12 protein-coding genes are annotated in these 12,490 nt (G+C 68.7%); 2 read left to right on the forward strand and 10 right to left on the reverse strand.

The window, feature by feature from the left end; translation table 11 throughout:
• Positions 1–6: 6 nt before the first annotated feature.
• Genes dmpG through TY25_RS13740 form a run of 4 tightly spaced genes read right to left on the reverse strand, consistent with a single transcriptional unit; the run spans position 7 to position 4,390 of the window.
• Complete coding sequence (dmpG, locus tag TY25_RS13725) at positions 7–1,044, reverse strand: 4-hydroxy-2-oxovalerate aldolase (protein WP_042256336.1); 1,038 nt, start codon at positions 1,042–1,044, stop codon at positions 7–9.
• Between the two features lie 11 nt (positions 1,045–1,055).
• Entirely contained in the window at positions 1,056–1,967 is a 912-nt protein-coding gene (locus TY25_RS13730; protein WP_042256394.1) for an acetaldehyde dehydrogenase (acetylating), read from the reverse strand.
• 10 nt (positions 1,968–1,977) lie between these two features.
• Positions 1,978–2,763, reverse strand: coding sequence for a 2-keto-4-pentenoate hydratase (locus TY25_RS13735; protein WP_042256337.1), 786 nt, complete (start codon positions 2,761–2,763; stop codon positions 1,978–1,980).
• 1 nt (position 2,764) lies between these two features.
• The gene (locus TY25_RS13740; protein ID WP_042256395.1) at positions 2,765–4,390 is read right to left on the reverse strand and encodes an FAD-binding protein; all 1,626 of its coding nucleotides are present in this window, start codon (positions 4,388–4,390) and stop codon (positions 2,765–2,767) included.
• Positions 4,391–4,497: 107 nt separating this feature from the next.
• Here TY25_RS13740 and kstD point away from each other — a divergent pair, with 107 nt between their 5' ends.
• On the forward strand, positions 4,498–6,207 hold the full coding sequence (kstD, locus tag TY25_RS13745; RefSeq protein WP_042256339.1) for a 3-oxosteroid 1-dehydrogenase: 1,710 nt from the start codon (positions 4,498–4,500) through the stop codon (positions 6,205–6,207).
• Positions 6,208–6,236: 29 nt separating this feature from the next.
• A complete protein-coding gene (gene chsH3, locus TY25_RS13750; protein ID WP_042256340.1) occupies positions 6,237–7,100 on the forward strand; it encodes an enoyl-CoA hydratase ChsH3 in 864 nt (287 codons plus the stop codon).
• Positions 7,101–7,139: 39 nt separating this feature from the next.
• On the opposite strand, the gene TY25_RS13755 is transcribed toward chsH3, so the two are convergent.
• The 6 genes from TY25_RS13755 to zapE form a co-directional block, all read right to left on the reverse strand.
• Positions 7,140–7,586, reverse strand: coding sequence for a hypothetical protein (locus TY25_RS13755; RefSeq protein ID WP_042256342.1), 447 nt, complete (start codon positions 7,584–7,586; stop codon positions 7,140–7,142).
• Positions 7,583–8,857 carry a DUF58 domain-containing protein gene (locus TY25_RS13760; RefSeq protein WP_042256343.1) on the reverse strand — a complete coding sequence of 425 codons (1,275 nt, stop codon included), beginning with the start codon at positions 8,855–8,857 and terminating at the stop codon, positions 7,583–7,585. The genes TY25_RS13755 and TY25_RS13760 overlap by 4 nt, the downstream gene beginning before the upstream one ends.
• A complete protein-coding gene (locus TY25_RS13765) occupies positions 8,854–9,816 on the reverse strand; it encodes an AAA family ATPase (RefSeq protein WP_042256344.1) in 963 nt (320 codons plus the stop codon). Before TY25_RS13765 ends, TY25_RS13760 begins: the two co-directional genes overlap by 4 nt.
• Positions 9,817–9,845: 29 nt before the next feature.
• Positions 9,846–10,334 carry a hypothetical protein gene (locus TY25_RS13770; protein ID WP_014981341.1) on the reverse strand — a complete coding sequence of 163 codons (489 nt, stop codon included), beginning with the start codon at positions 10,332–10,334 and terminating at the stop codon, positions 9,846–9,848.
• Between the two features lie 25 nt (positions 10,335–10,359).
• Positions 10,360–11,274 (reverse strand): DUF4129 domain-containing protein, encoded by a 915-nt coding sequence (locus TY25_RS13775; RefSeq protein ID WP_042256397.1) that lies wholly within the window; start codon positions 11,272–11,274, stop codon positions 10,360–10,362.
• A gap of 179 nt (positions 11,275–11,453) precedes the next feature.
• Entirely contained in the window at positions 11,454–12,431 is a 978-nt protein-coding gene (zapE, locus tag TY25_RS13780) for a cell division protein ZapE (RefSeq protein WP_042256400.1), read from the reverse strand.
• Between the last annotated feature and the right edge of the window lie 59 nt (positions 12,432–12,490).

Consider the following 12,490-nt stretch of genomic DNA (forward strand, 5'->3'; position numbering starts at 1 on the left):
CGTCGCTCAGACGGCGACCGCCGCCTGCTCCCGCTGCAACTCCAACGCGATGTCGATCAGCTGATCTTCCTGCCCGCCAACCAGTTTCCGCTTGCCGGCGCGCACGAGCATTTCCGCGGCGGAGACACCGTAGCGTTCGGCCTGCCGCTCGGCATGCTTGAGGAAGCTGGAGTAGACGCCCGCGTAGCCCATCATCAATGAGGAGCGGTCGAGCAGGCATTCCTGCGGCATGGCGGGCCGGACCACGTCCTCGGCGGCGTCAGCGATCGCGAAGAAATCGATGCCGGTGCTGATGGCGAGCTTGTCGCACACCCCGACCAGCGCTTCGACCGGGGTATTGCCCGCGCCCGCGCCGAAGCGTCGCGCACTGCCATCGATCTGCGTGGCGCCCGCGCGGATCGCGTAGATCGAGTTGGCGACGGCGAGGTCGAGATTCTCGTGACCGTGGAAGCCCACCTGCGCGTCGTCGCCGAGTTCGGCGACCAGCGCCGCCACCCGGTCGGTGACCTGGTCCAAGACCAGCGCACCCGCCGAGTCTACGACGTAGACACACTGGCACCCCGCGTCCGCCATGATGCGTGCCTGCTTGGCCAGCACCTCCGGCGGCTGCGAATGCGACATCATCAGGAACCCGACGGTCTCCAGGCCGAGTTCGCGCGCCAGCCCGAAATGCTGAATGGAGACGTCGGCCTCGGTGCAGTGGGTGGCGATCCGGCAGATCGACGCACCGTTGTCCTGGGAGATCTTGATGTCTTCCTTGACCCCGACACCGGGCAGCATCAGCACCGCGATCTTGGCCTGCTTCGCCGTCTCGGCGGCGATCGTGATCAGTTCCTGCTCCGGCGTTTTGGAGAAGCCGTAGTTGAACGACGAGCCGCCGAGGCCGTCGCCGTGGGTCACCTCGATGACCGGCACGCCGGCGCCGTCCAGGGCGGCGACGATATCGCGCACCTCGGTGGCGGTGAACTGATGCCGCTTGTGATGGGATCCGTCGCGCAGCGAGGTGTCGGTGACGCGGATGTCGAGTTCTGCTGAGTAGCCCATGTTTTCGCTCCTTACACCCGGGCCGCGCGGACTTGACCGGCGAGTACCTCGCCGACCCTGGTCGCGGCGGCGGTCATGATGTCGAGGTTGCCCGCGTACGGGGGCAGGAAGTCGCCCGCGCCTTCGACCTCGACGAATACCGAAACCTTCGCCATCCCACCGGAAACTACCGACGGCGGATCGAATTGCGGGTCGTTGAGCAGCCGGTACCCGGGCACGTACTGCTGGATGTCGGCGACCATGCGCTGGATCGACTCGGTGATCGCGCCGGTGTCGGCATCCTCGGGGATGGCGCAGAAGATGGTGTCGCGCATGATCATCGGCGGCTCCGCCGGATTCAAGATGATGATCGCCTTGCCGCGCTGCGCACCGCCGATGGTCTCGACCCCGCGACTGGTGGTCTTGGTGAACTCGTCGATATTGGCCCGGGTGCCGGGCCCCGCGGAGACCGAGGACACGGACGCGACGATCTCGGCGTAGGGCACCGGCACGACCCGGGAGACGGCGGCGACGATCGGAATGGTGGCCTGGCCACCGCAGGTGATCATGTTGACGTTCGGGGCATCCAGATTCGCGCCGAGGTTCACCGGCGGCACCACGGCGGGACCGACGGCGGCCGGGGTGAGATCGACCGCGCGGATACCGGCCTCGGCGTAGCGCGGGGCGGCGGCGCGATGCACGTACGCGGAGGTGGCCTCGAAGATCAGCTCGGGCAGTTCGGACTGCCCGAGCAGCCAATCCACGCCTTCGGCCGAGGTTTCCAGGCCGAGTCCCCTGGCCCGCTTCAATCCCTCACTGTCCGGGTCGATCCCGATCATCCACCGCGGCTCGATGGTGGTCGAGCGCAGCAGTTTGTAGAGCAGATCGGTACTGATGTTGCCGGACCCGACGATCGCGGCGGTGACGGTCCCAGTCTCGGACACCACAGGCCTCCTAAATGAATTGCAAACGGACAGAACCGAGCCCGGCGAACTCGGCGTGGAATGCGTCGCCCGGCCGGGCGTCGATGGCGCGGGTGCAGGAGCCAGGCAGCACGATGTCGCCCGCCTTCAGCCGCACCCCGAAGCCGGCCACCTTGCGCGCCAGCCAGGCCACGGCGATCACCGGATCGCCGAGCACGGCATCGCTGTGCCCCTCGGCCACCGTCTCGCCGTTGCGGGTGAGCACCGCGTCGATGGTCTTGATGTCGATATCCCCGGGCGCCACGCGTTCCGGGCCGAGCACGTATCCGGCGGAGGAGGCGTTGTCGGAGATGGTGTCCATCAACCCGATGTTCCAGTCCTTGATCCGCGAATCGATCAGCTCGATGGCGGGAGCGAAAGCGACTGTCGCGGCGAGCACGTCGGCCTCGGTGCAGTCCGCGCCGGGCAGATCGGCGCCGAGCACGAATCCGACCTCGACCTCGACCCGGGGGAACAGGTAGCGCCCCGCCTCGACCGGAACGTCTTCGTAGACTTCCATTTCCGCGAGCAGGTGACCGTAGTCGGGTTCGTCGACGCCCATCATCCGCTGCATGGCCTCGGACGAGAGGCCGACCTTGTGGCCGACCACCCGGGCGCCCGTGTCGAGCCGGCGCCGGATGTTGATCAGCTGGATCTCGTAGGCATCGACCACGTCGATGTCCGGGTACCGGCTGACCAGCGGGTCGATCGGCACCCGGTCGCGTTCGGCGCGCTCGAGTTCGTCGGCGAGTTCGGTTCGTACCGCGTCGGACAGCACGCTAGTTTCCTTCCGCTGTTGCTTGATCGGACGCCGGGACGTGTACGCCTGCGGCGGACCGGCCGGCCCGTCGTCCGGAGAAAATGCAGTCGGCCAGCGACAATCCGCTGACATAGGACTCCGAGCAGATACCGACCGCGGTCCGCCCGGCCGCGTAGAGACCCGGAATATCCATTCCGGCAGTCGATTTGACCGCGCCGGTGCGCTCATCCACCACGACGCCGCCGAGGGTGAGCATCGGGCACGGATTGGTCAGGCTCGGTTTGATGCCCACATCCAGCAACCAGTACGGCCCGGTGCGGACCGGTTCGGTGAATTCGGCGGGCTTGCCGACCGGATCGGGGGTGCCGAGTTCGATCGCGGCGTTGTGCGCGGCCACCGTGGCGCGCAGGCCCGCCGGGTCGATGCCCGCTTTCGCGGCAACGGCTTCCAGCGTCGCACCGCGAATCGCGCTGCGCCGCATCGCCTCGAACTGGCCGCGCTGGAACCAGGCGCCCTGCTTGCCGATCTGGGCGATCGCGGTCCGCATCAGCGCGTCGTCGGCGAGCAGCCAGCCCTTGCCGTCATGGTCGGCGATCAGCGCCTGTCCCACGGCGGCGCCGTACCTCGTCTCGTCGATCACCCGCCGACCGGCCGCGTCGACCAGCAGCGCACCGGTGAAAGCGCTGGGCGGCAGGAGGAATCGCCACGCGGAGACATTGCCCATCCGATCGGTGGCCGCGCCCGCCTGCTGCGCGAGCAGGATGCCGCTGCCGTCGTCACCGGTGGTGCCGAGCGCGAGTCCGCCGCGATACGCGGGCGCGTATTCGCGCACCATCGCCCGGTTCGCGATGAACCCGCCTGCGCTGAGCACCACGCCGCGCCGGGCGAGCACGCGAATCGTGCTGCCGTACCGGCGATCCAGCCGGGTCAGCTGCCGTTCCAGGGCGGCACGCAGCGGCGGGTAGTAGATGCCGGGCTTGGCGGCGACCTTGGCCATCCGGGTGTACCGTTCGCGCACCCGGCCGGGTGCGTCGCGCAGCGTGCGGCATTCGACGCCGAGCACCGTGCCCGCATCGTCGATGATCAGTCGCGTTGCCTGCGTCAGGGTTTCGACCCGGACGCCGAGCCGGGACGCGGCCGCCGAGAGCGGTCCCGTCAGCTGCTTACCGGAGGTACCCTTGCCCTTGACTCGATGCCCGCGCTGCGCCGCCGGGATATCCCGGAACGCACCGGAGATCTCACTGCCCGAGTAGTACAGGTAGTAGCTGTCGTTCGGGTAGGACGTCTTGTACGGGCACAGCGACGCTTCGAACGGAACGCCATGCCCGCGCAACCACTCGATCATCGCCGGGCTCTCCGCCACGAAGCGGCGCAGGGTCTGCGGGCTCACCGCGGCGCCGACCTCGCGCTCCAGATACGCGAGCATCGCCTCCGGCGTATCGGTGACACCGGCCTCTCGCTGCACCGACGTCCCGCCGCCGGCGTAGATGATGCCGCCGGACAATGCCGAGGCGCCACCGCCCGCGAAACGTTCCAGCGCCAGCACCTGTGCACCGTCGGCGGCCGCTTCCAGCGCGGCCGCGGCGCCTGCCGCGCCGAAGCCGACCACCACCACGTCGGCAACCAGGTCCCAATCGAACCCCATGTACTTCACTCCGGCCTTAAAACTGAAACGAGTTTCCTCGACATATCGGACGCCGAGTGGGTCTTCTGCCACATAAATATAGACCAACGGCAGCCACACTCTATAACGTGTTCTACATGATTGATCGGGAATACGACGTGGTCGTGGTCGGCAGTGGCGCCGCGGGGATGACCGCCGCCCTGACCGCCGCCCACCACGGGCTGAGCGTGGTGCTCATCGAGAAGGCCGCGCACTACGGCGGGTCGACCGCCCGCTCCGGCGGTGGCGTCTGGATCCCCGGCAACAAGGCGCTGCTCGCGTCCGGCCGGCCCGACGACCGCGAGGTGGCCCGCAACTACCTGCACAGCATCATCGGGAACGTGGTGCCGAAAGAGCGGATCGATACCTATATCGATCGCGGTGCGGAAGCCTTCGACTTCGTCCTCGACCACACCCCGCTGAAGATGAAGTGGGTGCCGGGCTACTCCGACTACTACCCCGAGGCGCCGGGCGGGCTCGGCGAGGGCCGCTCCTGCGAGCCCGCTCCGTTCAATGCCAAGGTGCTCGGCGCGGAACTGGCCAATCTGGAACCGCCGTACGCCAAGGCGCCGCTGAACGTGGTCGTCATGCAGGCCGACTTCGTCCGGCTGAACCTGATCCGCAGGCACCCGAAAGGCATGATGCGCGCCATGCGGGTAGGTGCGCGCACCTACTGGGCCAAGTTCACCGGTAAGCACATCCTCGGCATGGGGCAGGCGATCATCGCCGCCATGCGCAAAGGTCTGCTCGACGCACAGGTGCCGGTGCTGCTGAACACCCCGCTGACGGGCCTTGTCGTCCGCGACGGCGCGGTCACCGGTGTCGAGGCCGAACACGAGGGCAAGCCGGTCACCATCGGCGCACGCTACGGCGTGGTGCTCGGCACCGGCGGTTTCGAGCACAACGCCGAACTGCGCACCAAATATCAGCGGCAGCCGATCACCACGGAATGGACCACCGGCGCGGCCGCCAATACCGGCGACGGCATCCTCGCGGGGATGGCCGCGGGCGGCGATGTCGGCTTCATGGAGGACGCCTGGTGGGGTCCGACCATCTTCAAGGGCGGGCGGCCGTGGTTCGCGCTGGCCGAGCGGAACCTGCCGGGCACCATCATGGTCAACAGCGCGGGCAAGCGCTTCGGCAACGAGTCCGCGCCGTATGTCGAGGCCGTGCACACCATGTACGGCGGCGAGTACGGCCAGGGCGACGGACCGGGCGCGAACATTCCGGCCTGGCTGGTCTTCGACCAGCGCTACCGCAACCGCTACATCTTCGCCGGATTGCAGCCCGGCCAGCGGTTTCCGTCCCGCTGGATGGAGAACGACAACATCGTCAAGGCGGACACGATCGAAGAGCTGGCCACCAAGATCGGTGTTCCCGCAACCGATCTCGCGGCGACCGTCGCCCGGTTCAACACCTTCGCCGAGACCGGCAAGGACGCCGATTTCGGGCGCGGCGACAGCCACTACGACCGCTACTACGGCGATCCGACGGTGAAGCCGAATCCGTGCCTCGCCGCCCTGGTGCAGGGCCCGTTCTACGCCGCCAAGATCGTGCCGGGCGACCTGGGCACCAAGGGCGGCTTGGTCGCCGACACCGCGGGCCGGGTCCTGCGCGAGGACGGGACCGCGATCGCCGGACTGTACGCCTCGGGCAACTCCTCGACCCCGGTGATGGGCCACACCTATGCCGGACCCGGCGCGACCATCGGCCCCGCCATCACCTACGGCTACCTCGCCGTGCTCGATATCGTGCGGAAGAAGTCCGAGCAGCCCGCGCAGACCGGCGCCGAGGCGTAATCCGTGTCGCTGATCCACGAGGAGAATTGATGCCCATCGATCCGAAAATCGCTCTCGGAGCCGAACTTCCGAGCCGCGAGTTCGCCTGGACCCCGTCCGACGTGCAGCTGTACCAGCTGGGTCTCGGCGCGGGTACCCGATGGACCGATCCGGCCGAGCTGCGCTATCTGGACGACCGCGCACCCCAGGTGCTGCCGACCTTCGCGACCGTCGCGCCGACCCTGCACGAGACCGAACCGCCGCGGGTCAGCTTCCCCGGCATCGACATCGATCTGGCGAAGGTGGTGCACGGCCACCAGGAGGTGGAACTGCACCGCCCCATCCCCGCGGCCGGCAAGGCCACCAGCAAAGGGCGGATCACCGAACTCTGGGACAAGGGTTCGGCCGCGGTTGTCGTGCAGGAGCAGTTGGTGATCGGTTCCGACGGCGAGCCGCTGTGGACCGCGCGCTCGTCGATCTTCGCCAAGGGTGAAGGGGGCTTCGGCGGCGAACGCGGACCGAGCACGAAGGCCGAACTGCCCGAGACGGCACCGGACTTCGAGGTGACCGCCCCGACCCTGCCGCAGCAGGCACTGCTCTACCGGATGTGCGGTGACCGCAACCCGCTGCACTCCGATCCCGAATTCGCCCGTGCCGCCGGGTTTCCCGCGCCGATCCTGCACGGTCTGTGCACCTACGGCATCGTCTGCAAGACGGCCACCGACACCGTGCTCGGCGCGGCGGCCGAACGCGTCACGGGCTTCCGGGCCCGCTTCGCCGGTGTGCTCTACCCGGGTGAGACCATCCGCACCCGGATCTGGCGGCAGGACAACGAATTGATCATCGCCGCAACGGTTGTCGAGCGCGACGACGCACCTGTGCTCAGCGATGTGCGGCTGCGCTTCCGCGGCTGAGCGCAACCGGTTCCCGCACCTGGCCTCCGGGTGCGGGAATCAGGATGTGCGCGGCTGGGTGCGCGCCCGGCGGATCGCCGCGCCCTGCACGATCATGGCGTACAACAGGATCACCAGCACCGGGGCGGCGAGCGGGGCCCACGGCACCCGGATCGGTACCAGTGCCGCGCCGACGGCCACGGCGGCGAAGCCGACCGCACCCGCCACCGAGGGCACCGTGGTCGGCACCACACCGTGCGGTGCGGTGACGGTCGCGGCGTTCAACAGGTAGGCGGTGGCCACCAGACCCATTGCCGCCGCGGCGAGTACGCCTGGGTCGGCGACCACGAGCACGCCGACCGCCACCAGCACCGCGGCCACGGCGAACGGACGGAACCACCAGCCGAGCGCCACCAGCACGAGGGCGGGCCCGGCGGCCCACGGTTCCAGCAGCGCCACCGAGGTGACCAGCAGAACGCCGGACAGCACGGCGAGGAATCGGGTCATCGGCGCACTCGCACGGTACGGCGGTGCTCCGGGAGCACCCGCATGATCTGATCGAGCCGGGTGTCGGCCGGCCAGGCCACGATATCGACACCGACGGTGCCCATGTCGCGATACATCGAGGCCCGTTCCAACTGCCACATCTTGGCCAGCGTGGGGTCGAGGTCGTCGCGAAACGGCGTGCCGCGCAGGACATCCACGACCACCACCACGTGCCCGCGCTTACGCAGGTCGATCAGCGCGAGCGCGAACTGGGTGTCCAGCAGTGTGGAGAAGGCGACCACGATGGCGCCCAGCGGCACGGCCGCGTGCGGCGCCAGCGTGCCGGTGGTCGGAATGTGTTCCTCGCCGACACCGAGCACGGTGTCCACGACGCGATAGAACTGCCTGCGCCCGATATCGGGGCGCAACCAGCGCGGCGCCTGCCCGAGGCACACCACGGCGGTGCGGTCGCCGGCCTGCAGGGTCGACTGCACCACCTGCGCCGCACCCCGGACCGACAGTTCGAGCGAATCCGTCGCCGGACCCGGCGCCTGCTGTGAGGTGTCCACCAGCACAACGACATCCGCGGAACGGTTGGTCAGCCGCTCGGTGACGTAGAGCCGGCCGCGCCGGGCGCTCACCGGCCAGTTCACGATGCGCAACTGATCGCCGGGCGCGTATGCCCGGATGTCGGCGTACTCGACGCCGGGACCGAATCGCCGGGTCAGATGGGTGCCGAGGCGCTCGGGAAGTTCGGTGCGCGGCAACCGCATCCGCTGCGGATCGGTGATCGGGTAGACGAACAGCTGGCCGGCGGGCAGCACCGCGGTGGCCACCGCGAGACCAGCCGGGCTCAGCGCGGACACCCGCACCGACACCGGGTAGCGGCCCCAGCGGTCCGCGGACAGGGCCAGCCGCAGCCCGGCGGGCGCAGCGCCGGAATCGCTGGACTGTTCGACTTCGATGCCGAGCGCGTCGGTCTGCGCCGGTGTCAGGCGCAGCAGCGCGTGTCCCCGCTCGACGAAGGCGGCGACGGTCAGCACCACCTCCTCGGATTCGAAGCAGCGCAGCGTGCCGCCGCCGTCGACCTGGATCCTGGTGCTCGACTGCTGCCACGGCGCGGTGGCGAGCACCCCGAGCAGCGGCGCCGCGAAAACGACCAGCTGCCAGCGGCCGAGCACCACCGCGAGCACCAGCGCCACGGCGGCGCACACCGCGAGCATGAAAACCAGCGGTGCCGGGCGCCACCGCAATTCGGCCTCGACCGCGGTGCTGGCGTCGCGATGTCTCATGTCACGGTCGCGCGGGGAACCGGAAGGCGGCGTAACAGCTCGGTGATCACGTCCTCGCCCCGGATGCGGCGCACCCACATCTCCGGCCGCAACGTGATCCGATGCGCCATCGCCGGAATCGCCAGGGCCTTCACGTCTTCCGGGATCACGTAGTCGCGCCCGAGCAGCAGCGCCCTGGCCCGCGACATCTGCACCAGATCGAGCTCCGCGCGCGGACTCGCGCCGACCTCGACCTGGGGATGGCCACGGGTGGCCGCGGCCAGCGCCACCACGTAACTCACCACATCCGGGTGCACCGTGACGTATTCGACGGATTGCCGCATCTCCAGCAGCCCGTTCGCGTCCACCACCTGGCCGACCTGCGGCATGGTCGCACCGCGCTCGAGCCTGCGCCGGATCATCTGTGTCTCGTCGTGTTCGGAGAGATAGCCGAGCCGCAGCTGGATCGCGAATCGGTCGAGCTGCGCCTCCGGCAACGGGTAGGTGCCCTCGTACTCGATCGGGTTGTCGGTCGCCAGCACGATGAAAGGCTGTGGCAGCGGGAAGGTTTCGCCATCCATGCTGACCTGCCCCTCGGCCATCGACTCCAGCAGCGCGGCTTGGGTTTTCGGCGGCGTGCGGTTGATCTCGTCGGCGAGCAGCACATTGGTGAACACCGGGCCGCGCCGGAAGGTGAAGCGGCCGGAGGTCATGTCGTAGATCGTCGAGCCGAGCAGGTCCGCGGGAAGCAGGTCCGGGGTGAACTGCACCCGGGTGAACTGCAGGCCGAGCGCGGCGGCGAACGATCTGGCGATCAGCGTCTTACCCAGGCCGGGTAGATCTTCGATCAGCACGTGACCGCCGGCCAGCACCGCGATCAGGATCAGCTGCATCTCGTCCCGTTTGCCCACCACCACCCGGGAGATCTCTCTGAGCACGGCGTCGCTGCGCTGGACCGTGACATCCATCGGCATTGTCATCTGTGTACCCGCACTTGCCTCAACCCATTTCACATTCTCTGCAGGCGGCTCAGGATCTCGTCCAGTGCCGCCCGGCCCGGTGCCCTTGTGGTCTGATCACGCAATGCCGAGTTGGCCGGGTCCACCCAGCGCCACAGCTCGGGTCCGAACAGGTGGATCCCGGCGGCCTCGGTGGCGCGGCGGTTCTTCGCCACCCGCTGCCCGCTGGACAGCTCGAACTCCTTGGCCAGCAACGGCCGCAGGTGCCGGTCCCAGTCCGCGCGGGTGCCCTCGGCACGATCGGCGAGCATCTGCGCCCTGGCATGCCAGCGGCGCAGCATCTCGGCGGGACCGTTCTCGATCTCGTCGATCTCGTCGAAGGTGCGCGGCTCGCCCCGGTCGAGCAGCGACCAGACCAGCCAGGCCAACGCGAGCGCGACCGGGATCGCGACGGCGAACAACATGATGCCGCGCGCCTTTTCGAAGGTCACCAGCTCGATCACGGCGATCACCACCGCCGCGCCGAGGACAACGGCCATTCGATTCAAACTGCCTCCCGCTCTCTCATGCTGCCTCCCCTTGCAGATCCGCGAGCACGATCCGCAAAAGCTGCTCCGCCCGCATCCGCTGCCATTCGAGCATCGCGTGCGGGCTGAATCTGGCCTCCTCGAACAGGGCGACCAATTCCCGGGCCGAAGCGTCGTGCAGCGCGCCGCGCTCGAACGCGCGGGCGAGCACCTCCATGGGCGTATCCGAAACCAGCGGTGCGGCAGCGCGATCGAAGGCGAGCCCGCGTTCCATCGCTACGTAGCAGGCGATGATCGCGGTGCGTGGGTCCTGGCCCGGCACATTCATTGCGGCCAAGCCCATTTCGGCGGCCCTGGCCAGCGAGTCCACCGCGGTGGGCGGCACGACGACCAGCGGCGGCGGCGCGGGCGCGGGCTGACGCCGGGACGCGACGGTGACCACAACGAGCCCGGCCAGGGCGACGACGACCAGTGCGATCGCCGCGACGGCGGTGAGCAGGAACGCGGTGCCGGTCAGTTCCGCGGGCGTGGCGCCGGGGTCGGGTGCGCTGGTGGCGAATTCGTCCGGTGGCCGGCCGGGGTTCGGCGCCTCGGCGGGGCTCGGTGGCGCGCTGTCCTCGCCGCCGACGCCCACGAAGAAGATCGCCGAGGCGGCCGAGAGGATCATGGCCAGCACGGCGAGACCCGCCAGCACCAGCAGCCCGACCCGGCCGAGACCGCCACGCGGCCGGTCGGCGTCGCGGTCGGGTTCCGGCATGGCCAGCGGCAGCCGATGCTGGCTCGCTATCACGCCCGCGAGCAGAATGACCATGGACACGGTGAGCAGCACCGGCATCAGGGCCACCGACAGCGCCGAGGGCGAGGCGGACTGGTCGCGGGATTCGGTCACCCCTGGGATGTGTCCCCGTAACGCGAACGCGGCAAACGCCAGCAGCGTGATCAGAACGATCACGCGCAATATCGGCGATCGCGCCCCGGCCACTGATTACCACCAAACCTGAGTACTGCACAAAACAGCCACATAGTTACATGCCGAGCGGTCCGCTCGGGATGGAATCGAATACTTCGGAATTGATCCTCTTTATCAATGAATCCCGCTGCTCAGGGGCAGGTCGCCGGTTCATTGCACAACTATCCGACGGAAGAAGCTACCAATTGGGAAAGTTCACAAAGGCGGCTGGCGAGCCGCGAAATATCGGGGATGTCGTGTACACCGTCTACCAACTCCGGCAAAGGCACCCGCGCGGCGATTCCGAGCTCGCGATCCGCGTCGTAGAGCACATCGACCACATTGACGAAACGCATCGCCCAGTCCGGTGGCACCTCGGACAAACGGGGCACATCCACGATGGTCCAGCGCCGAAAGCGGTGCGCCAGTGCGACATAGTCGGCAGCGGCGGTGGGAGTGCCGCAGAGCGCGGCGAATTCGATCTCCAAGCAGTCGCCGTCGGCCTTTCTGGCCAGGATGGTCCGCGCGCCGATCGGCACCGCGACCGGCGCCACCGCCGCGGGTTCCGGGGCGGCACGCTCGAGCAGGTACCGCCCCGCCGCGAAACCGGAACGCCCGCCGGCGGATCCACGGGTGCGGTAATCCAGCGGGCCGTCCAGGGACACCACGTCCAAATGGGCGGTGATGCGGGCGATCGTCGGCAGGAACCGGTCGTGGAACAGCGGATTGGGCAGTAGCTGCGCGGGCGGATAGTTCGAGGTGACCACCAGCACGACGTGGCGGGCGAACAGCGCGTCGAGCATCCGCGCGATGAGCATCGCGTCGCCGATATCGTGCACGTGGAATTCGTCGAAACACACCAGCCGGGCGTCGCCGAGCAACGCGGCGACCGCCTTGTCGATCGATCCGGACGCGTGCGCCGCCGCGTGCAGCCGGGCGAAGAACTGATGAAAGTGGAAGCGGCGCTTACGCTCCGAGGTCACCGCGGCGAAGAAGCGATCCATCACCATCGTTTTGCCGCGCCCTGGCCTGCCGTGCAGATAGATCCCCCGGTGCCGCCGCACCGGCCGCCCGCGCCGGTCCACCAGCTCCGCCAGGCGTTGCGCCGCCCGCGCCTGATCCGCGTCGAGCGCGACGGCCGCGGCTTCGATAGCCGACATGAGAACCCCGATCTCCAGGATGAAATCCGATCCTCTACAGTTGTAGAGGATCGGCTTCG

Origin of the sequence: Nocardia brasiliensis NBRC 14402 (genome assembly GCF_000308475.2) — a bacterium.
Taxonomy (GTDB): domain Bacteria; phylum Actinomycetota; class Actinomycetes; order Mycobacteriales; family Mycobacteriaceae; genus Nocardia; species Nocardia brasiliensis.